A 19,940-nucleotide genomic window follows, 5' to 3' on the forward strand; every position below is an offset into this window, starting at 1 on the left:
GCCTTCAGCACGCCAGACGTCTATTAAGTACAATAAGAATTGCACTCAACAAAGAGAGCCACCATTTTATTACAAAAAAAGAGTTCTGTGACTACACTGGTATTGACCCTGATCTGATGAATCTGGATTAGAATTCATCTTCAACGGCGCAGATCAGTTTTTTAAACGAACTGCGTCATTTTTATAAAATAAAATCGATTTTATAGCCATACATACAAAACCATTAACGCCTCTCCATGCAATCACATCTTATGTTCAATATGGTGACTGCTGTGACTGACATTCTCAGCACAGGTCACTTGCCCCATTTTTGTAGCTGGCCCATTCAATATGCACTCGCCCATTTAATTACTGTACCGGAAGGACAAATTTTAAGGCAGTCGCATAGCCACTACCTGGTACATATAGAAATGTTTGAGTATGTACTAGAGAAAGAAATCACCATCAATTTTGCCCAAACCAATAGGAGTATTTTTATGTTCGCCATGTTTGAGGGCTATTCTGCCTTGTACGATCAAAAAGATAATTTGATTACTAAAGCAAAGAATGGCAGTTGCCATCTTGGTTATCATGACGAAGGAAATTATCATGTAAAATTACCACCAGGTACACATAAATTTTTGCTTTTAAACTTGCGTCCCGACTGGTTTTTACATGAGACTAAAAACTTGCATCAATTTAAAACGCTTATTACAAATTACACGACTAAAAAAGATTTAGCGTTCGCCCTTCCAAATTGTCGACTAACTAAACAAGTCAACAATAGGCTAAAGGAAATGCTTTTACAAGCGAAAGTAAATCCACATGATCTATATATGACGATAAAGCGTGTTTTAACTCAATTAATAGACCAATACCACAATATGCTTATGGAGCATAATTATACAACCAATGCTTTGCATGAAATTAAGGCTATGGACATCAAAGATTTCATAAAAGAGAATTTCAGGAACAAGGTGCTCAATAACGTTCCTGAATTGGCAAGGCATTTCGCTGTATCTGAAAGTACTTTTCAACAATTGGCAAGAGTCGCCTTTGGCAAGCCCTTTCGTGAGCACCTTATCTCAGTTAGAATGGAGTATGCTTTACATATTTTAACTACTACAAATAAGCCTATTCATGAAATTGCTGATCTGGCGGGTTATAATGATCCGTGCTATTTTAGCCGTGCATTTAAAAAACATTACCAAAAAAGTCCCGACCATCTACGGAATTCATAAAAAAATATATCAAAAAAACAATGAACTTTTGCGCAAAAATCCGCAATAAATGCAATTATGTTTGCACAAAAGTCCATATTCCAAAAGAAGCGAGTTGAGTAATTTTAAATAAAAAAGAGACCCCTCTATTTTATCAAAATTTAACCTCTTCTGGAAGGCGCTAGCTGGAACAGGTTTTATCATGTTTGTTTTTTAACATCCTATTCTAATACTATCTTAAAAGTTTAATCGCGCTATTCTTTATTTTTTTTATGGCGTTTTCACTCCTATTGTGTATCTCTTAGGTCGACTTATGAGAAAGATTAACTTTGCGACCTGATTCAAATACTTCCCGCATTTTTTCAGGAAGCCGCTCTACGCTAGCTTCAATATGAACAGTCAATTCGCGCGTATTTATTTCATCATTCAAATCAGAATCTTGAACTTCAAAACGCATAAGGGACTCTAGGCATTTTTCCTTTAACTTGCTTCGTTTGATGATATTTAAAATATTCTGTCTAGCTGATGAGTATAGGTAGGCAGATAAATCTGATGTTATGTGTATCTTATTGATATTGTTCCCTAAATAAGTGAAAACTTCCTGAACAACTTCTCTTGCATCTTCGTCATTTCCAAGCACCTTCCGGGCATGCAAGAACAATACTCCCCAGTACCGATCATAAATAGCGGTAAAAGCATTACGATCACCATTTTTCAAATGAGCAACAAGTTCAACATCAGTTAGTTTTTTGTAATTCATAAGTATTCATTTTATATTTGCTTAGCTAGTTAGGACAGGTTATCATGTTTGTTTCCTTAGCAACCTATTCCAATTCATTTTCAAAAGTTTATAGGACGATCATAGCACTCTTTCTCCTCAATTCAAATGCAATTCGCATTTCTTCGGGCAAGACAGCAATCTCCTCTTCAATTAACGTCTTTATATCCTTAGGCCGAACCGAATGATTGGTGGCATTTTGTACTTGATCAAGATATGGCTGAAAGTTTTCTGCGTATACTTGTGTGATTTTTTTGTGCTTATAGTGATCTAAAATATGATTCTTCACTGCGGTAAACAGAAAGGTGATCAACTCACCCTCAATATTAATCGTCGTGCGATTTTCCCATATACTAGCAAATGCATCATGGATCAAGTCTTTTGATATTGCTTTGTCATTTAAACGCCTAATGGTAAATGAAAACAATAAGATATAGTACCGATCAAAAATCTCGATGAATGCGGCATCATCAGAGTTTTTCAATAAATCAACCAACTGCATATCAGGTACATCATTATAATTATTCATATTATATTTGCTTAATGGTTTGCTTACTCCTTAGAAAAACCTTACGAACGCTATCAGGAAGAAGGTCAACTTCCTTTTCTATCATTGTGGTTAATTCCCTTTCTCTTATTAAATGATCAGTAATAATGGTATCATCTTCCATAAAACTATTGAATGATTGAATGTAGCTTTCTTCGGCATCTTTGTGAACCATCAAAGCAATCATCTTAATACGCACCGCTCGATACAAATAAGATGACAAGACTGGAAAATCCAAAGTTTCCCTCTTTAGCCATAGGTCAGAAAAAAGTTTCTGCAGTATATCCTTTGATTCCTCTTTATCTTTTAGTCGCTTGTATATAAATGCATATAGCAGTCCGAAAAATCTTTGGTAGATTTCGGAATATGCATCGTGATCCCCTTCTTTTAAGCGTATCACAAGCTCAGTGTCGGGTAACAAACTATAATCGATTATACTCATATTATTTATTGCTTACAGTAACAGTTCTTCCGTCAATTTTAAACTTTACTTCACCAGTTGCTTCCAACAATCTCAACACCTCAGTGATACTTCCATATTTTGATATGGTGCCGCTAAATATTTTATCCCCTAGTGATTGATCAGTATAAACTATATCTACATTGTACCAACGCGCTATTTTTTTCATAATTTTCCTCAAAGGCTCGCCGCCGAAACCGAACTCTCCCATTTTCCAGCTGATCACATCAGCGGGATCTACCGTTTTGACCTGAATACTGTTTGCTGTTACGATTGATTGCTGGTTAGGTTTGAGGAATACATTATCTTTTTTACCGAATGATGAAACACGTACAGATCCTTCCAATAATGTAGTTTTAATATCAACATCATCCGGGTAACTGTTAATGTTAAAATGAGTGCCCAATACTTTAACTTCCTGCAATCTTGTTTTAACAATAAAAGGATGTGAGTTATCTTTGGCTACTTCGAAATAAGCCTCGCCAGTCAATTCAACATTACGGTTTTGTCCTTCAGTCAGTTTCTTAAAAGATGATGGGAATTTAAGGCTGGTGGCAGCATTTAACCACACAGCTGTACCATCTGGCAAGACAAGCCGGTAGGTACCACCAATAGGAGTTGCAGCGATCAGCATTTGCACTTTCACATGATCTAAGCTATTGGAAGCGACCCTGCTCCCATCATCATATCTTAGTTCTGTTTCCTTTATTTTAATACCCGTTTGCTCCCCGCTTAGGCTTATAGTTTTACCATCAGCAAGTGTTAGGGTTGCTTTGTTAGTGCCGGGAGCAATATCAATAGCAGGTAATGAGGCTAAATGTAATTCTGGAGAAAATGATTTATTAAAGAACCAGACGGCACCCAAACCAATAATCAATACAGCTGCAGCTGTCATTGCCACCCGGTAATAAAGCCTTAGCTTATTTTGCCTACGGCTCATTAGTTTCTCCCAAACATTATTCTTGGCCGCAATAATTTGTCCGGTCCCCGGTGCGTCGGCCAGATATGGCAGCTGCAGATACCAGTTTTCCACTAAGGCCATTTCCTCTTCTGAGCAATCACCTTCGATATACTTGTCTACTAATGCCTTCGCCTGATATTTATCCATATTATTTAAATGCCACTCATGAAAGGGCCTATATGGATAAACCGTTTAAAGAGTATCGTGGGGGCAAGAAAAATGAAATAATTTACAATAAATTAAAAAAACATAGTAAATAGCTATAAAAACCAAGTTTTGCTCTCAAAATTTTAAGGGCTCTTTTAACCTGAGATTTTACACCTTGTTCCGTCATATCCATTACTTCGGCAATCTCTTTGTGAGATAGATGCTCTTTCCGACTTAAGATAAAGATAGCTCGCACTGGTTCCGGCAATGCGTATATTTCTTTTTCAATAAGTTGTTTTAAATCTCGCTCTCGAACTTTATGATCAGTAGAAGCATGATCCAATTTCGAATAACTGGCTAAGAAGTCCATATACCTGCCAGATATTTTTTCACGTCTAAATTTATCCAATATACGACTACGGATTCTGGTATACAGATAGGAAGAAAGATTTTTACTCAGGTCTTGCAATTTCCGTTTATCCCATAAGCCAACAAACATTTCCTGAACTAAATCTTTTGCTTCATCATCATCATTCAGTCTACGAAAAGCATGCATATATAAAACCTCGAAGAAACGGTTATAGATTTCTGTGAAGGCGAGATGATCCCCTTCTCTAAGTAAAGTGGCAAGTTGTTCTTCTGAAAATTTGCTATAACTGGTCATCGGCTAATTCTAGTTAAACTTACTGATTCTCAACCTTACACGAGATGAGCGTTACTGACAAACATATTAAAAAAATTATCACTTTTTGATAAAAAAATCCAATTTACCTAAAAAACAAAGCAATCTGCAATAACTTTTTTTGTTCCTTTTGTAACATACGTTTGTCCCTTTTTGGACATTCACTAACAAAAACCCTGTGTAACTTCGATACAGTTAATAAATCAAACGCCAATAATTGAAATAAAATGAATAACGCAGCAAAAATCTCAATGTTTTATTGTTACCCTTTTAATCAATCGCTATGATGACGACCTCCAATGTATCGAACAAGGAAAGATTAAGAGAAATCATCAGACAGGAAATTGTACCTGGACTAGAGGCACTAACTGGTTCCTTAACTGAAGAATGTATTGAACACATTACATCACACAGCAGATTAAAACAGGTTACAAAGAATCAGTTTATTCAATCATCTGGATCTTATGAAGATGGCCATCTGAGTTATCTGTATAGAGGAATTGCACATAGCTTTTACTATCACCAGGAAACGAACAAAACCTTTGTTACACGCCTTTGGAAAAAGGATGAAATCATATTTGATACAAACAGTTTTGTCAAAAGCGAAGATAGATTAGAAAGCATCCAAATGTTAGAAGATGGTGAGCTAATCGCTATAAACTATTACCACCTAAAGTCTTTGCTCAATAAGTTTCCTGAACTATTTGCCCTTTTCCCCTACTTACAAATAGATCGTGAAAAACACAGCAAATATTATCAACACCTTCTAAAACTAACCGCAGAAGAAAGAGTTAGCCTATTCATACAACATAATCCTACATTAATTAGTAGAATAAACAAAGATGCTATTGCACTATACTTGGGTATGTCAAGATGCAGATTTAGTACAGCGCTACATAAAAACATTTAACCATGAAGGCAATAGAAAACGAACCCATAGTAAGATTAGAGTGGCTTATCAGAGAGGAGCTTGTCCCTAAACTGGAAAATCTAGATATCTACTTAACAGAAGAATGTATTGAATATATAATCTTAAATAGCAAGTTAGAGCAGGTAGCTAAGGACCAGTATATACAAAAAAATGGATCTTATATACATGGCCATTTGTATTTTCTATACACCGGAATAGCATTTGGTTTTTATCATGATCAACTGACAGATAGAAGATTCGCTACACGCCTCTGGAAAGCTAACGAAATCATATTTGATACAAATAGCTTTTTAAATTGTGAAGACAGAATTGAAGATATCCAAATGTTAGAAGATGGTGAATTAATCTCTATAAATTATAATTCTTTAAAAGTTTTACTTGATAAATTCCCAGAGGTGTTCGCCCTTCTTCCTTATTTAACAATACCGTTTGAAAAACACAGCACGTTTTATCAAAATATGCTAAAAAGCAATTTTAAAAAGAGAGTTAGCTTATTCCTACAACATAATCCCACTTTAATTAATAAAATAAGCATAGATACTATAGCACTATACCTAAATATGCCAAAATCTAGCTTTAACCGATCTTATGCGCTATATAAACACAATAAGGATGACGATATCTAATCGGTTGGCTTTTGTTACAATTGTAACAAAAGTTTGTTGCAATTGTAACACACGTTTGTTGCATATGTAACAAAACATCACTTAAACACTACATACATTTGGTATAACAAAACGCTAATACTCAAAACTATGAACTCTGATAAAACAATCCATTTCTTGAAGCCAGAAAGCTGTAATGTGATGGATGAGCAGCAGAGTCCATATTATATAACACTTGAACAAACTAGTAATGCGCCGAAAGATATTTTTATGTGTGAATACCAGTGTGATGAAGAAGTGATAAGAAATGATGAACATAACATTTGCTTTTACGGGGGAGCCGAAAGTTATCATGGATTATTTGTTTCAAAAGTATTTGCAGATACGGAAGCACAAGCTTTGAAAAGAGCGATTAAAATAAGGAATGAGGCGATTGCAAAAGGTGAGTGGGGCCAGGCTTGGGAAAGACATAAATTACAGCAATCGCGGTTCAATAAAAAAAGGATATAATACAAATGAACCAAATTATATACAGTTTTTACTCTAAGAAAGGCCGTGGGCTAATCTGATGGACTATTAGTCCCGGTCTTTTTTACCAAACCAAATAATAACAACTACGAGATATTATTTCATGTTTTATTTAAGTATGCAAGAAAGTACAGAGTATGATTATTTCGAACACCACTTACCAAATCCCGATCACACGCAATTTGCGGGTATTACGGCGCAGATGGTGGAGTATTCAACTCTTTACTACTTGCAGGAAGGACAAATAAAGGAAATTAAATAATAAATGACCAAAATTGTAAAAATGGAAACAACAGTGAATAAACAATCGAGAATTCGGTTTTCAGATAAAACTAAAAGAACCATTGTTGACATTATAACCTATTTGTATGTACTTCTGTTTTTGTATGCCGCAACAAGTAAACTGATAGAGTATGATAAATTTCAACTTCAGATAAGTAAATCGCCAATCATCACAGACTTCGCACCAGTATTGGTCTGGATGATACCAGCCCTGGAAATTATCATCTCTATTGTGCTGCTCTTTAAAAGAACCCTTATGCTGGGATTGTATGCTGCTTTGGGGTTGATGTGTTTGTTTACTGTTTATATCTATGCGATTTTAAACTATACCGATTCCATTCCCTGTAGCTGCGGCGGTGTATTAGAAAAACTTGGATGGACAGAACATTTGATATTCAACATTGCATTCGTGGTAATAGCAGTAACAGGAATTTTATTACAAGCAAAAATTATGCAAAAGAAGGCTATATAAGCCATATAAAATATTCGTTGGCCAATTGAATCAGGGGACGCTGAAAACCTGTAACCGTTAGAGTAGGCATTAAATCACAAAAATAAACAAAATGAAAAAATTATTTTTTACCGCCCTTGTAGCTGTAGTTGCTGTAGGCGGAGCTCTTACTGCAAAAGCACAATACAATGGTTACTTAGCTGATGGTACACCTAGAAATTGTACATTAACAATTGGCAATAGCTGTGATGGAATTCAGTTGTATGATTCTCCAACTGATCCAAAAAACGCAATCAACCAATCAGTTTATGAGGATTATTTTTATCCAGTAGCCCCATAATTATTTTGGGTGCTGATTTTTCAGCACCCAAAATTTAATGTTCCCTTTAATATCTGAATCGCGAGCCACAATTGGACTGTTATCCGCAAAAAATCATTTAAATAAAGAATTTTAAATGACAATTAAATAGCAGTTAAAAATAGACTATTATAAAACTTCTATTAATTTTTTAAGCTTATCAATATTAATAATACTGAGCCCAAATAGTTCAAAATATTAAAAATGAAAAAACTATTTTTTTCCGCCCTAGTAGCTGCAACAGCTTTTGGTGGAGCCCTAACAGTGACCGCTCAATCCAATGGTTATCTGGCTGATGGTACACCTCATAATTGTACATCATTAATTGGTTTAAGCTGTGATGTAATTTATTTGTATGATTCTCCAACTGAGCCAAAAAACCAAATCAGCCACATACTTTATGAGGATTATTTTTATCTCGTAGAACCATAATTATTTTGGGCACTGAAAAATCAGCACCCAAAATTTAATGTTTCCTTAAATATCTCAATTGTTGGCTACAAGTGGACTGTTATCCACAAAAAAGGGTTTCATTTAAACAAAGAATTTCACAAGGCAATTTTATAACTGCTCAAAACACATTATCATAAAACTTCTATTAGTTTTTTAAGCTTATCATTACTTACAGTGCTAAATCAAAATAGTTCAAATCTTAAACAATGAAAAAATTATTTTTTTCCGCCCTAATAGCTGTAGCAGCTTTGAGTGGAGCTCTAGCAGTAAACGCTCAATATAGTGGGTATCTAGCAGATGGTACACCTAGAAATTGTAGATTTATAATTGGTTACTCATGTAGTAATCTGGTGCTTTATGATTCTCCAATTCACCAAAAAAGCCCAATCGACCCGTCAATTTATGAGGATTATTTTTATCCAGTGGTTCCATAATATCCTCAATTGTTGGTACGATTAGACCATTATCAAAATAAGGTTTTGATACAAACAAAGAATTTCAACAGACAATTTTATAGCGATAAAAAACAGAACTATCATGAAACTTCTATTGGCTATTTCAAGCCTGTTGAGAATAACAATACTGAGCCAAAATAGTTTAAAATCTTAAACAATGAAAAAATATTTTTTTCCCGCTCTTGTAGCTATAGCAGCTTTTGGCGGAGCTCTAAAAGTAAACGCTCAATACAGCGGTTATTTGGCAGATGGTACACCGAGGAATTGTACGTTTTCTTTAGGCCACCCTTGTGATTTTCTGGTATTTTATGATTCTCCAATTGAACCAAGAAATCAAATAAATCCATCAATTTATGAGGACTTTTTTTACCAAATTACGCCGTAATCCTTATATAATGGAATAGTTAACTATTGCTTGCTTATTTCTAAAAATATCGTAAATTCTAGCATATGCGCTTCAAGGAATTGAAGTTCAAATATTGATTAACACTACCGCTATTTACGTTATCGTCCATAAGTGCAATTCCACAATGCAAAAAAAATATTAAATGAAAAAAAGTATCTTTATAATATCTGCAATTAGCCTTCTGGGTTTGTCTATAATTTGGTTTCTGAGTTTTGACAAAGACAACACTAAAAATGGATTCAAAAGAATTTTACAAGGAGCGGCCCCACAGCTAGTTTCAATAATTGATATTCCTAACAGCGAATTTTGCTTTGCCGGTGAGGACAAAAATGGAAATACTGTACTATTTAACTTTAAGAATCGAAATTTTTATAAATTGGGGCCGAAAAATATTACATTAATAGAATTAAAAGTTTCTCCAAAATTCAATTATAAATCTCGATTAATGTACGCTTCTATGGGATACGGGGCTACTTTTTTAAATAACAATGAAGGAGATGTTTCAGTTATCAAAGATTCAATTATTAATAATTTTAACATTCCAAGTATGCGCTATGATCATCCTAAAGTAATATCAAGTAATTCTGCAATAGTAAGAAGTTTTTACACTGTAAAAGGGCAGAGAGTTCGAACTTTAAAAAAACTTACACTCACCGATACATTGTCATCTTTAAAGAGCGTCGATCTACCTATTCAAGTCGATGGTTTTTATTGTAATGATGGAACATTACATTACAATAAAGACCTCCAAAAGTTGTACTATCTCTTTTCTTATAGAGGTGAAATATTGACGTTGGACACATCTTTAAAAATGTTAAGCACTATTAAGACAATCGACACTATCACTAAATCAAATATTAAAGTAGTTTCGGTTAATATAAACTTCAAAGGACGTTTCGCGAAAAAAAATATTCAAGTTAAACAGAATAATATTGTCAATGCCCTAATTTCTACAGATCAAAAATTTATATATGTATGTTCCAAAATTAAAGGCGACAATGAAAAATACAAAGACTCCCATAAAAACATTCTAATTGATGTTTACTCTATAAAATCTGAAAAGTATTTGTATAGCTTTTATTTACCAAAACTAAATAGAGATATAATTTTTGGTTTTGAAGTTAAAAAAAACAATATAACTGTTATAACTGAAAATCGAATATTGACTTATAAAATCACTAAACATAATCAAGAGGCAATCTAATTTTAATATAACAATCTTTTGGACAGTAAAAAGTCATTCTAGTTCGAATGTCTCATCAATGCCTTTTCTATAACCTTTTCAAACCCACTATTTTCAGTTGAGATACTAATTAATGAGGGTATACTAAGAATTTTCATATCTCTGTCTACTATCATAACAAATGGGCCACCAGTAATGCCGTAGTTTATCAAAAAAGGGTGACCGACTCCTAAACTACCAGTTGAAACATTAGTATTCTTGTCAGAAGTATACAAATTGCTTTTTATTCCCTTTATCCAATCGTCCTTTTTTTTATCGATATTGATACTTAAGTAAACAAAGTTTGTATCAGTGTCAAACTTCTTTTTAATATTTTTTTCATACAGTGCGTGAAAATTAGCACAACCAGCACACCCTAGAAACCATGTGTCAATTAGTATAACTTTTCCACTCAATGACTCAATGTTAAATTTCTTATTGTCTAACGTTATAAAATCAGTGATAAATAATTTTCCAATTTTCTTGCTATTAACGACCATTCTGGATTCAATAGTTTCTTTTATATGGGGCTCGGTTACCGTTTGATAAGCATCCATTATTATTGAATCTTTCTCAATATCGGATGATTGATCATACGAACGAATTCCGGTCATCGAAGCGAAAATTAATCTTCCTATAATTTTATCTCTTATATCGTTTTTAAATTTTGTTTTTATTTCATCATACACGTATTTAAGATCGGATTTAGCTGAAGAAGAATCTAATCTTGACTCAAATTTAATTTTAGCTACAGCAGTTCGGATGTAAGTTGGTGCAAATGTACTTAGTGAAGTTGGAGGGATGTAAAGCATATGACTGTTGTTCACATAACTGTCCCTAATAACATCTTTATATTGAGGAAATTTTTTAAGTAGTAAATCTAATCTGAATACCCAATCAGAATGATAGTCTGCAAATTCATACTTTAATATTTTTTTTAAATCATAATTTAAATTTGAATTTTCTATCAAATTATTGGATTTACTTTGATGTTTAAGAGTTAACCTTATAAGTCTTTCTAAGACATCTTTTAACTCTTTCAAATTTTTTATCGTTTGGATTTCTGTGATCAATGGATCTTTCATATAATTTCTCCACATTTCATTGTTTAATCGATTAGTTAAATTGTATTTTTCAGCTCCTTCCCCCTGAAAGCTAATAGAATCTATACCGTCCATTTTCGCATAGATTTTTATTTTTATTTGATCGCCCGGTTCCTGATAAAATCCACCTGTCCATCTCCATTTCTTACCCGCATCTTCATAAAACATTTGAAATTTATGAACTTTACCCAAATAAGGAATTGAAAAGTGAAATTCGCCGCTTTTATCAACCCTTGGTGTTTGAATATCTCCACCAAATTTTGGATATTCATCGAACTTCACGTAAGTAACTATACTTTTTACATCTATAGCACTTGGACTTCCTATTATATTGTTTGGTTGGTAAACGATTTGTCCTGAAAAGCTTGAAGTAGAGGGATTTTGACCAAAAGAAAGAACTGAATTAATGGATATAAAAATTGCTAACAGTATTTTTAAATGAGTCATGTTATTTATAGCTGAGGTTATCATTAGTTCCGAGTTTAAGTATATGAATATATTATAATAGTGGGTTTACATTAAAAGGAGCAAACCACAATTTTCAATAACCATCATTTTGTTTAATATTAGAATTTCTATTAATTTCTTTGCTAGGAATCGGATATAAAACATCAGTAGAATTCCAACTAGATTTTACAGGGCTCAATACTTCTGTAGCTTTACCTGTTCTTTTTAAATCTAACCACCTATGCCCCCACTCAGTAAAAAGCTCCAATCGTCTTTCATTTAATATGATTTGTATAAGATTCGTTTTATTAATTTGTGGGTTTGTGTCCTTAATAAGAGCAATACCAGCTCTGCCCCTAATTTTGTCTATGTCTTCAATCGCTAGTGAGAGCTTATCTAATTGTGCCCTTGCCTCAGCTCTTATTAAAAATACTTCCGCCAAGCGTAAAACGACTGAATATTCATTAACATTTGTTGAAGAAGCAATTTTGTATTTAAATGGAAAATAAAAGGTGCCAGCAGTATTCGTAAAGCTTTTAATCCAGGCGATCTTTCGTTTATCAGTCACTTCAAAAGCATTTGTTGCAAATGTATTTCTCAATGAAACAACCAGAGGGGTGGCTGAGAGAATAAATGCAGCACCTTCATTTGTGTTCTTTCCTGCCGGTGGCATTAATTGCCATATCGTTTCGGAACTGCTTTTTTCGAAGGCTTTATCCAAGGTATTTAGATTATATACACTAGATTTGGAAATTACTGTCGTTGCATAATTTTCGGCGTTTTGCCAATCTTTTAAATACAAATAGACCCTTGAAAGTAAGGCCTGAACAGTTGATTTATTTGGCCTTACCCTTTCTATGGTTACATAATTTTCATCAAGGAGTTGCTCCGAGGCCCTTAAATCTAAAATGATTTGATTATAAATATCAGTAACAGAAGCCTGTTGTGCGTTTTGCAAAATTCTGTAGTCAGAATTCAAATGTAATGGAACACTACCAAATAAATTTACAAGATAGAAATAACTAAAGGCTCTAATAAATCTAGCTTCGCCCTCAATCTGATTTTTCACTTTTGATGTTATGCTATTGGGGCCACTAAGGCCCTCCAAGATAACATTTGAAGTGTATATTGCTTGATAAGGACTTCCAAATAAAAGTTGGTTTAACAGATCATTTTCTGGTGTAACTTTATTTTCATAAAACTCGCTACCTAAAGTATTATAGGCAATAAGTTCATCGGAGGATAATCCACACATTAGAGTAACGCTTCCTTGGCCACCATAAGCGAAACTATAAGTGGACATTTTGCTGTAAATTCCCAGTAATGCCGAAATAGCAAGCTCATCATTATTTAAGATGTTTTGTTGTTCTATACTTGCTTCTGGTGTACCTACTTCCAAATAGTTTTTACAATTCATTGACAAAGAGGACAGCATGCACAATGCAATCATGATAGTAACCTTGAATTTACCACCATTTTCACTTTTTTTATTTAAAAGATTTTTCATTTTTTTAAGATTTAAAGTGATAAGTTAATTCCGATGGCAAAGGTTCTCAAAGGAGGTAGCATTCCTAAAGTTGCTGTTTCTGGATCCAGTCCGATATATTTAGTAATTGTGACGAGATTCTGGGCTTGAAGATATATAGCGCAATTGCTTATTTTAACTTTTTCTAGCAAGTGATTAGGAAGGTTAAAAGACAGAGCTATATTTCTTAAGCGTATATAAGAAGCATCTACTACAGACAAGGTGGATTGTTTAGCTCGGGAGTTCAATGTGTTTACTGAAGTTAATGTGCTAAATTTTTGGACTGAAGTGGCATCTCCTTCCTTTTGCCATCTTTCAAGTACCGCCGTTAACTGGTTTGAAATTTTTTCTCCCGTAAATCGACCTGGATTAGATAAAGTTGTAGTTTGATAACTATTGCCTTTTTGATCAACAAAAGAAAGCAACATATCTAGACTAAACTGCTTAAATCTAATTGAATTCTGGAAGCCCCCATAGTATTTTTGACCTAAGAATCTTATCTCTTGACGATCTGGAGGATTAATAGTACCACTATTGTCTTTGTCTTCAATAACATAAAGTCCAGATTGATTACTGACTGAAGCATTATAAAACTTACCGATAGCCAGTGGTTCGCCAATTACGTATGTATCGAAGTCATTTGAAGTTGATAATCCTGGATACGAGATTAATTTGTTCTTAGGTATAGTTAAATTAAAGGAGGTTGTCCAATTGAAATTTTTACTTCCAATAATTTTATAACTGGAATCAAATTCCCAACCAGTATTTTGAACAGTAGCTGGTAAATTAGCATATATAAAAGCAGGCCCAATGCTGATAGGGAGATCTTTAAATAGTAATTGATTAGATGAACGATTTCGGTAAAACGAAATATTAATATTAAGTTTATCCTTAAAAATCCCCAATTGAATACCTGCTTCTAGCTTTTGATTGGTTTCCCAAGCAAAGTCATTGTTAGCTATTGATGCAACAGATAAAGTCGGAGCCCCCTGATATGAACTTGAGGAATTCCATAATGATAAATATCGATAATCCCCGATTTGATCATTGCCTGTAATCCCATAACTTGCTCTTATTTTAGCAAAGCTCACAAATGGTAGTGTATGTCTGAGAAATTGCTCTTCGGACAATATCCAGGCTGCCCCTATTGCACCAAAGTTAGCGAATTTTTTATCTGGCCCGAAACGGCTTGATCCGTCTCTCCTCGCAGTAAAATTAATAAAATACTTTTCTTTAATATTAAAATTTAAACGAGAAAATAAACCGAGATAACGATATTTAAATCCAGGCAGTAATTCAGCATTTGTTATTAATCCGGCTGAGCCTATGTTGTCCATTAGTTCATCACTACTAAAATTTGAGGCGTTTACCGTTGTAAGTTTATATTGTGTATTTTGGAGAGTCAGCCCCAATAAGGCATCTATTTTAATTAAACCAAAAGAATTATTGTAATTGAACTGAGGTTCAAAAGATAAGTTTTTATTATAGTTATTTGAGAAGGAAGTACTTCTATTTACGGCTGTATAATTATATATTGGCGAAATTGATGCTAAGGGAAATTTTCTTGTACCTTCAGTCCTAATTGTATTGTACGATAATGAGGCTTTAAATTTAAAATTTGGAAATATTTTATAATTAAAAGATAGATTAGCTAAAAGGTTATCGGTTGTACTGTTGTTTTTTTGTAGTAATAAAGCCATTGGGTTTGTCACAACGGTACTGTTATCCCAGTTCAATTTCCCCTCCTGATTATAAGGTTGAGGTGCATTAGGAGCTAATAAAATATATAAAGTTAGATCTTGATTTAATAGATCTCTTTTTGTATTAGTATAAGTTGCATATAAGTTAACAGTTAATTTATCATTTGGTGCACCTAAATTTATTCCACTACGAACACTGGCTCGTTTCAACCCAAAGTCTCCTGGGAACACTGTTCCTTCCGTATAATAATTTGCTGCAAGAATATAATTATTTTTATTATCTCCTCCATTTACATTAACTGAAGTCGAGGTATTTTTTGCTTTTCCACCAATTAGTTCTTTTTGCCAATTAATCTCATTGTCTTGCTTCCATATACCATTCAAGTCATGGTCAAGTGCTCCAGGTTGTAATGCATCATTTTTAAAGGCCTCTCTTCGCATAGACAGATACTCCTCTGTATTCAATGTATTAACAAAATGACCTACCTCACTAAAACCCGCATTGAAACTTGCACCTACTGTGGTTTTTCCGGCTTTCCCTCGTTTAGTCGTAATTAAGATAACTCCATTCGCTCCCCGTGAGCCATATATAGCTGTAGCATCTGCATCTTTAAGAACTTCGATGCTTTCAATATCTCCTGGATTTATAGATGCAAGATTGCTGGCTCCAGGGAGACCGTAAAGTGTACTTTGACCAGTAGATAAATTTTGTGAGGGAAAAACCACTCCATCAATGATATAAAGAGGGTTGTTACCACTCTTCAAACTGTTTTGGCCGCGAATTTGTATATTAAAACCACCTCCAGGAATACCACTTTGTTGAGTTACTTGCAAGCCCGTTACTCTACCTTGTAATGCCATAAGTGGATTACTTACTGGATTTTGACTGATAGCTTTTGCATCTACTCTAGATATATTTCCAGTCCTCTCCCTATCTGTAACGGTGTAATACCCCGCATTAATCTCTACCTCCTGAAGTTTGTCCGTACTTGATATTAGTGATATTGATTTCAGATTTTCAGATGCCTTTATTTCTTTACTATTATACCCAATGAATGAAATTACCAAAATGTCTTTCGCATTTACATTTTGTAAACTAAACTCACCATTGGCATTTGTAACTGTGCTATTAGTACTGCCTTTAACCTTTACAGTCGCTCCCACCAAAGGCACGTTATTTTCATCAAGCACCCTTCCACGTATATCAATTCCAACAAGCACACCAATCCCCTTTTCAATAAGGGAACGATTGTCGACTTTAATGACAATAGCCTTCCCTACAATTTTGTAAGTCACAGAGCGCCCAAATAAAAGCTTATCCAACACTTTTTCAACGGGTGTGTTGTAAAAATCAGCATCTATAAGCTCATGACCATTGAGTAGGCCTTCAGACCAAACCACACCATAGCTGGTTTGCTTCCTAATTTCCATTACGAGGTCGAAAAAAGTGATGCCTTTTTTATTATAAGTCAGCGTTTGTCCGCGAGTGTCTTTTGCACTTAACTGGATTACGGCTATTAAAATTATAATAATCGTTAATCGCATGATGAACAGTGTTTTTTGAATGCTCTTCCGAAGAACATCCCGTTTCATGAAATTGATTTTATACATTTCATCGGTTTTATGACAAGGCTTAGCGGTTCCGACGCTACTTTAATTTTGCTTACGTAAGTAAAATTAGCTAAGTTTGCTTGTCTGTTAAATTGATCGTTTGATAGGTTAAGTAATACAGGCCCTGGTCGTTTATGTTCTGATAAAACATAAGCGACTTTTTTATGCTCGCATTAAGATTATTTAGGGAGGATCTCTAGTCAAGGTTTTACCATAATCCTCCTTCCCTCAATTTTAAATTTAACGTCCCCTGTTGCTTCTAATAAACATAAAACCTGAGAGACTTTTTCATACTTAGATATAAAGCCACTAAATGGCCTATTTGCAATTTCTTTATCGGCGTATATCACCTCGACATTGTACCAACGTGCAATTTTCTGCATGATACTTTCAAGTCTTTCGTCCATAAAAATAAACTCTCCATTTTTCCAGGCAATAGCTATTGTTGGATCAATTTGATGTACACTAATGCCATTCGAATTAAGTACAGATTGCTGGCTAGGTCTTAATATGACTCCTTTTGTTTCACTACCAGTTGTTGTAAGAGAGGCAACCTTAACGCTGCCCTCTAACAAGGTTGTTTTAACTGAGAGTTCATCGTTGTAGGCAGATACGTTAAAATGGGTACCCAGCACCTCAATTCTTTGTTTATCTGTGGTAACGACGAAAGGATGTTCTTTATCTTTAGCTACCTCAAAATATGCTTCACCTAATAGCTTAACATTTCGATACTGTTCTTTTCCTTTTAAAGAAGAGTTATAGGTTAAGCTGGATGCGGCGTTAAGCCATGCCGTTGAACCATCTGGAAGGCGCACCTGATAGGTGCCGCCACGCGGAGTAGAGATGGTAAAGCTCTGAGCCCGCTCATTATTAATTAATGTACCGTCAGTGTAAGTTAACTTCGATGCATCAACTACAATACCTGCCTTTGCTTCACTTAGTTCAATCTTTTTTCCATTTGACAAGGTTAAAGTCGCCTTGTTGCCACCTGGATCGACATCTACTGCATATTGCGTAGGTGTAATAGCAGTTCTTTTAAATAACAGTGTCGAAAAGGTGCCAATAATTGCTATTGCCGCCGCAGCAAGCAGAATGTTTAATGGCCAGTTAATCCGTGCGCCTTTTTGTTGTTTCCCTGATTCAGAATCAAAAGTTTGCAGAAAACGTTCTACATCGTCCTCCCAAACATCATCAGGTAATTCTCCATTAGGGTTATTTTTTCCTTTCTTATTGTACCAATTCTCTAATTGCTGCAACTCTTGTGGACTGCAGCTACCATCTTGGTATTTTTTCGTTAAGGCTTGAAAATCTTCTTGAGTTATCATAAACTTTTTAGGACTTATAACCTTAAGACAACTCAAAGGTGCCTAGACCCCATACCATATTAAAATAAAGTTATCATTTTGTTAATATTTCAATCAAATAGTACTCTGCGTGCGTAAAATGATAGGGTTGTTGCGTAATATCTTGATGGCCCTTTGGATTTGATTACTGACATTACTTTGGGACAGACCGAGCAATTTGGCAATCTTCTTCTGAGAAAAGTATTGCTTACGGCTGAGCTTGAAAATTTCGCGCATTTTAAACGGCATTTTTTCAATTTCCGACTCAATCACCCTAGTCAATTCTTTTAAACACACTTGTTCATCAGCAAGCTCTCCTGAACCTTTTGCGTAGATAAAAAAATCCTCTGCGTAGTTCATTTCTACTTTTGCTTGCTTTAGATGATCAAATACAACATGTCGTACGGCAGTATGTAAATATGATTTAAGAGAAGTATTAATATCTGTTTCTGCTCGTTGGTAAAACAGCTTAGTAAAAATCTCCTGGACTACATCCTTTGCGAGATCCATATCACCTAACATTTTGCCAGCATGTAACACTAAGGGGGGAAAATAATGATCATAAATTACTGTAAACGCACCATTAAAATCGCCGTCTGACTGTAGCAACGCTATCAGTTCTACGTCTGAAAATCCGCTATAATCACACATAATTCCCCAATGATTAAATAAATCAATACATGAATAGTCATGTATGTAAAAGGTTGTTGCCGCTTATTTTTTTGATTGCTAAGTTGATTTGATTATTGACTGTCTTTTTGGACAGATTGAGCCGTGTGGCAATCTCCTGATGAGAAAGGAACTGTTTACGGCTGAGTTCGAAAATTTCGCGCATTTTAGTCGGCAATTTTTCAATCTCTGATTCAATAGCATCCGCAAGCTCCTTTAGACAAACTTGTTCATCAGCAAACTCTCCTGAATTTTGTGTATAGTTGAAAAAATCTTCTGCATAATTCAATTTAACTTTCGCGTGCTTAAGATTATTAAATACCTTATTGCGCACCATCTTGTATAAATAAGCAGAAAGAGAAGTATTAATATTTAAGGTTTTTCGCTGCTGATAGAACGTGGTGAAAAGTTCCTGTACCACATCCTTAGCTAGTTCCACATCACCTAACATTCGATTAGCATGCAAAACCAATAATTTCCTGTAACGATCATAGATTGCTGTATATGCAGCAATATCTTCATACTCTGACTGTAGCAACTCTACGAGCTCTACATCTGAAAATTCGCTATAATTAATCATATATCCCTCGATTAAATCTAGTAGGATTTAACCTACCCAAAATTGAAAAAACAGTAACCTGTTCATTTTGTTCATTTTGTTCAAAGCTGTTTTTTCCTGTCTGTTCACAGTTTATCGGCTTATTTTCAGCTTCACAAGCTTCACGCTTGTTCGATTTTGTTCGATTCGATTTCATATTTTTCAGATTAGGTATTTTGTTAATAGTCGTATTTTTTTCCAATCCCTATCTGACGCCCTTTTTAATTAAAAAATCTACGATTTAAAATAGACTTACTTAAAAAAAAGACGTTAGTTTTATGATACAAAATAGTCCTATAAGACAGCTAAAATACCAGCTTATAGATGAGGGTTTAACAATAGGCTTTATGGAGTTATCAGGTTAGCACCTGGACCTCACGATTGTGAGATAGAAATGAACATGATGCAAACTTAACAATTCAGCCCTGCATCGTCAAAATAAATTTAACAAATCGTCAATCCATTATTCATTTTGTTCA

The 19,940-nt window shown here is 34.4% G+C and carries 21 protein-coding genes; 10 read left to right on the forward strand and 11 right to left on the reverse strand.

Annotated elements, in window-relative coordinates; all coding sequences use genetic code 11:
* Positions 1–236 precede the first annotated feature (236 nt).
* Entirely contained in the window at positions 237–1,220 is a 984-nt protein-coding gene (locus EZ444_RS02440; RefSeq protein WP_131606871.1) for a helix-turn-helix transcriptional regulator, read from the forward strand.
* Between the two features lie 280 nt (positions 1,221–1,500).
* Here the strand turns inward: EZ444_RS02440 and EZ444_RS02445 are convergent, their stop codons facing one another.
* The 5 genes from EZ444_RS02445 to EZ444_RS02465 form a co-directional block, all read right to left on the reverse strand.
* Complete coding sequence (locus EZ444_RS02445) at positions 1,501–1,959, reverse strand: sigma-70 family RNA polymerase sigma factor (RefSeq protein WP_131606873.1); 459 nt, start codon at positions 1,957–1,959, stop codon at positions 1,501–1,503.
* 88 nt (positions 1,960–2,047) lie between these two features.
* Complete coding sequence (locus tag EZ444_RS02450; protein ID WP_131606875.1) at positions 2,048–2,506, reverse strand: RNA polymerase sigma factor; 459 nt, start codon at positions 2,504–2,506, stop codon at positions 2,048–2,050.
* Between the two features lies 1 nt (position 2,507).
* Positions 2,508–2,966, reverse strand: a complete 459-nt coding sequence (locus EZ444_RS02455; protein ID WP_131606877.1) for an RNA polymerase sigma factor — start codon at positions 2,964–2,966, stop codon at positions 2,508–2,510.
* A 1-nt stretch (position 2,967) separates the two neighbouring features.
* On the reverse strand, positions 2,968–4,092 hold the full coding sequence (locus EZ444_RS02460) for a FecR family protein (RefSeq protein WP_131606879.1): 1,125 nt from the start codon (positions 4,090–4,092) through the stop codon (positions 2,968–2,970).
* An 82-nt stretch (positions 4,093–4,174) separates the two neighbouring features.
* Entirely contained in the window at positions 4,175–4,756 is a 582-nt protein-coding gene (locus EZ444_RS02465) for an RNA polymerase sigma factor (protein WP_131606881.1), read from the reverse strand.
* A gap of 301 nt (positions 4,757–5,057) precedes the next feature.
* On the opposite strand from EZ444_RS02465, the gene EZ444_RS02470 reads away from it, so the two are divergent.
* From EZ444_RS02470 to EZ444_RS02510, 9 genes are all read left to right on the forward strand, one after another.
* Positions 5,058–5,684 carry a Crp/Fnr family transcriptional regulator gene (locus EZ444_RS02470; RefSeq protein WP_131606883.1) on the forward strand — a complete coding sequence of 209 codons (627 nt, stop codon included), beginning with the start codon at positions 5,058–5,060 and terminating at the stop codon, positions 5,682–5,684.
* A 2-nt stretch (positions 5,685–5,686) separates the two neighbouring features.
* Positions 5,687–6,331, forward strand: a complete 645-nt coding sequence (locus EZ444_RS02475) for a cyclic nucleotide-binding domain-containing protein (protein WP_131606885.1) — start codon at positions 5,687–5,689, stop codon at positions 6,329–6,331.
* A 129-nt stretch (positions 6,332–6,460) separates the two neighbouring features.
* On the forward strand, positions 6,461–6,820 hold the full coding sequence (locus EZ444_RS02480) for a hypothetical protein (protein ID WP_131606887.1): 360 nt from the start codon (positions 6,461–6,463) through the stop codon (positions 6,818–6,820).
* 301 nt (positions 6,821–7,121) lie between these two features.
* On the forward strand, positions 7,122–7,592 hold the full coding sequence (locus tag EZ444_RS02485) for a MauE/DoxX family redox-associated membrane protein (RefSeq protein WP_225874607.1): 471 nt from the start codon (positions 7,122–7,124) through the stop codon (positions 7,590–7,592).
* A gap of 91 nt (positions 7,593–7,683) precedes the next feature.
* Positions 7,684–7,911, forward strand: coding sequence for a hypothetical protein (locus EZ444_RS02490; protein ID WP_131606891.1), 228 nt, complete (start codon positions 7,684–7,686; stop codon positions 7,909–7,911).
* Between the two features lie 222 nt (positions 7,912–8,133).
* Complete coding sequence (locus tag EZ444_RS02495) at positions 8,134–8,361, forward strand: hypothetical protein (protein WP_131606893.1); 228 nt, start codon at positions 8,134–8,136, stop codon at positions 8,359–8,361.
* Positions 8,362–8,588: 227 nt separating this feature from the next.
* Complete coding sequence (locus EZ444_RS02500; RefSeq protein ID WP_131606895.1) at positions 8,589–8,816, forward strand: hypothetical protein; 228 nt, start codon at positions 8,589–8,591, stop codon at positions 8,814–8,816.
* Between the two features lie 178 nt (positions 8,817–8,994).
* On the forward strand, positions 8,995–9,222 hold the full coding sequence (locus EZ444_RS02505; protein WP_131606897.1) for a hypothetical protein: 228 nt from the start codon (positions 8,995–8,997) through the stop codon (positions 9,220–9,222).
* 163 nt (positions 9,223–9,385) lie between these two features.
* Complete coding sequence (locus EZ444_RS02510; protein WP_131606899.1) at positions 9,386–10,447, forward strand: hypothetical protein; 1,062 nt, start codon at positions 9,386–9,388, stop codon at positions 10,445–10,447.
* Positions 10,448–10,485: 38 nt separating this feature from the next.
* Here EZ444_RS02510 and EZ444_RS02515 read toward each other — a convergent pair whose 3' ends face one another.
* The 6 genes from EZ444_RS02515 to EZ444_RS02540 form a co-directional block, all read right to left on the reverse strand.
* Entirely contained in the window at positions 10,486–12,039 is a 1,554-nt protein-coding gene (locus tag EZ444_RS02515) for a thioredoxin family protein (RefSeq protein WP_131606901.1), read from the reverse strand.
* A gap of 70 nt (positions 12,040–12,109) precedes the next feature.
* Positions 12,110–13,522: a RagB/SusD family nutrient uptake outer membrane protein gene (locus EZ444_RS02520; protein ID WP_131606903.1), complete on the reverse strand. Its 1,413-nt coding sequence runs from the start codon at positions 13,520–13,522 to the stop codon at positions 12,110–12,112.
* Between the two features lie 11 nt (positions 13,523–13,533).
* Positions 13,534–16,851, reverse strand: a complete 3,318-nt coding sequence (locus tag EZ444_RS02525) for a SusC/RagA family TonB-linked outer membrane protein (RefSeq protein WP_131606905.1) — start codon at positions 16,849–16,851, stop codon at positions 13,534–13,536.
* A 200-nt stretch (positions 16,852–17,051) separates the two neighbouring features.
* Entirely contained in the window at positions 17,052–18,176 is a 1,125-nt protein-coding gene (locus tag EZ444_RS02530; RefSeq protein WP_131606907.1) for a FecR family protein, read from the reverse strand.
* Positions 18,177–18,269: 93 nt separating this feature from the next.
* On the reverse strand, positions 18,270–18,845 hold the full coding sequence (locus EZ444_RS02535) for an RNA polymerase sigma factor (protein WP_131606909.1): 576 nt from the start codon (positions 18,843–18,845) through the stop codon (positions 18,270–18,272).
* Between the two features lie 37 nt (positions 18,846–18,882).
* Positions 18,883–19,443 carry an RNA polymerase sigma-70 factor gene (locus EZ444_RS02540; protein WP_131606911.1) on the reverse strand — a complete coding sequence of 187 codons (561 nt, stop codon included), beginning with the start codon at positions 19,441–19,443 and terminating at the stop codon, positions 18,883–18,885.
* Positions 19,444–19,940 lie beyond the last annotated feature (497 nt).

This window comes from Pedobacter hiemivivus (genome assembly GCF_004331685.1).
In the GTDB taxonomy this organism is placed as follows: Bacteria; Bacteroidota; Bacteroidia; order Sphingobacteriales; family Sphingobacteriaceae; genus Pedobacter; species Pedobacter hiemivivus.

Coding starts and splice junctions, on each gene's coding strand:
- EZ444_RS02460 (WP_131606879.1), bottom strand. CDS start 4,092: ATGGATAAATATCAGGCGAAGGCATTAGTAGACAAGTATATCGAAGGT.
- EZ444_RS02450 (WP_131606875.1), bottom strand. CDS start 2,506: ATGAATAATTATAATGATGTACCTGATATGCAGTTGGTTGATTTATTG.
- EZ444_RS02505 (WP_131606897.1), top strand. CDS start 8,995: ATGAAAAAATATTTTTTTCCCGCTCTTGTAGCTATAGCAGCTTTTGGC.
- EZ444_RS02510 (WP_131606899.1), top strand. CDS start 9,386: ATGAAAAAAAGTATCTTTATAATATCTGCAATTAGCCTTCTGGGTTTG.
- EZ444_RS02530 (WP_131606907.1), bottom strand. CDS start 18,176: ATGATAACTCAAGAAGATTTTCAAGCCTTAACGAAAAAATACCAAGAT.
- EZ444_RS02470 (WP_131606883.1), top strand. CDS start 5,058: ATGATGACGACCTCCAATGTATCGAACAAGGAAAGATTAAGAGAAATC.
- EZ444_RS02540 (WP_131606911.1), bottom strand. CDS start 19,443: ATGATTAATTATAGCGAATTTTCAGATGTAGAGCTCGTAGAGTTGCTA.
- EZ444_RS02465 (WP_131606881.1), bottom strand. CDS start 4,756: ATGACCAGTTATAGCAAATTTTCAGAAGAACAACTTGCCACTTTACTT.
- EZ444_RS02535 (WP_131606909.1), bottom strand. CDS start 18,845: ATGTGTGATTATAGCGGATTTTCAGACGTAGAACTGATAGCGTTGCTA.
- EZ444_RS02445 (WP_131606873.1), bottom strand. CDS start 1,959: ATGAATTACAAAAAACTAACTGATGTTGAACTTGTTGCTCATTTGAAA.
- EZ444_RS02495 (WP_131606893.1), top strand. CDS start 8,134: ATGAAAAAACTATTTTTTTCCGCCCTAGTAGCTGCAACAGCTTTTGGT.
- EZ444_RS02440 (WP_131606871.1), top strand. CDS start 237: ATGCAATCACATCTTATGTTCAATATGGTGACTGCTGTGACTGACATT.
- EZ444_RS02525 (WP_131606905.1), bottom strand. CDS start 16,851: ATGTATAAAATCAATTTCATGAAACGGGATGTTCTTCGGAAGAGCATT.
- EZ444_RS02480 (WP_131606887.1), top strand. CDS start 6,461: ATGAACTCTGATAAAACAATCCATTTCTTGAAGCCAGAAAGCTGTAAT.
- EZ444_RS02500 (WP_131606895.1), top strand. CDS start 8,589: ATGAAAAAATTATTTTTTTCCGCCCTAATAGCTGTAGCAGCTTTGAGT.
- EZ444_RS02455 (WP_131606877.1), bottom strand. CDS start 2,966: ATGAGTATAATCGATTATAGTTTGTTACCCGACACTGAGCTTGTGATA.
- EZ444_RS02520 (WP_131606903.1), bottom strand. CDS start 13,522: ATGAAAAATCTTTTAAATAAAAAAAGTGAAAATGGTGGTAAATTCAAG.
- EZ444_RS02515 (WP_131606901.1), bottom strand. CDS start 12,039: ATGATAACCTCAGCTATAAATAACATGACTCATTTAAAAATACTGTTA.
- EZ444_RS02475 (WP_131606885.1), top strand. CDS start 5,687: ATGAAGGCAATAGAAAACGAACCCATAGTAAGATTAGAGTGGCTTATC.
- EZ444_RS02490 (WP_131606891.1), top strand. CDS start 7,684: ATGAAAAAATTATTTTTTACCGCCCTTGTAGCTGTAGTTGCTGTAGGC.
- EZ444_RS02485 (WP_225874607.1), top strand. CDS start 7,122: ATGGAAACAACAGTGAATAAACAATCGAGAATTCGGTTTTCAGATAAA.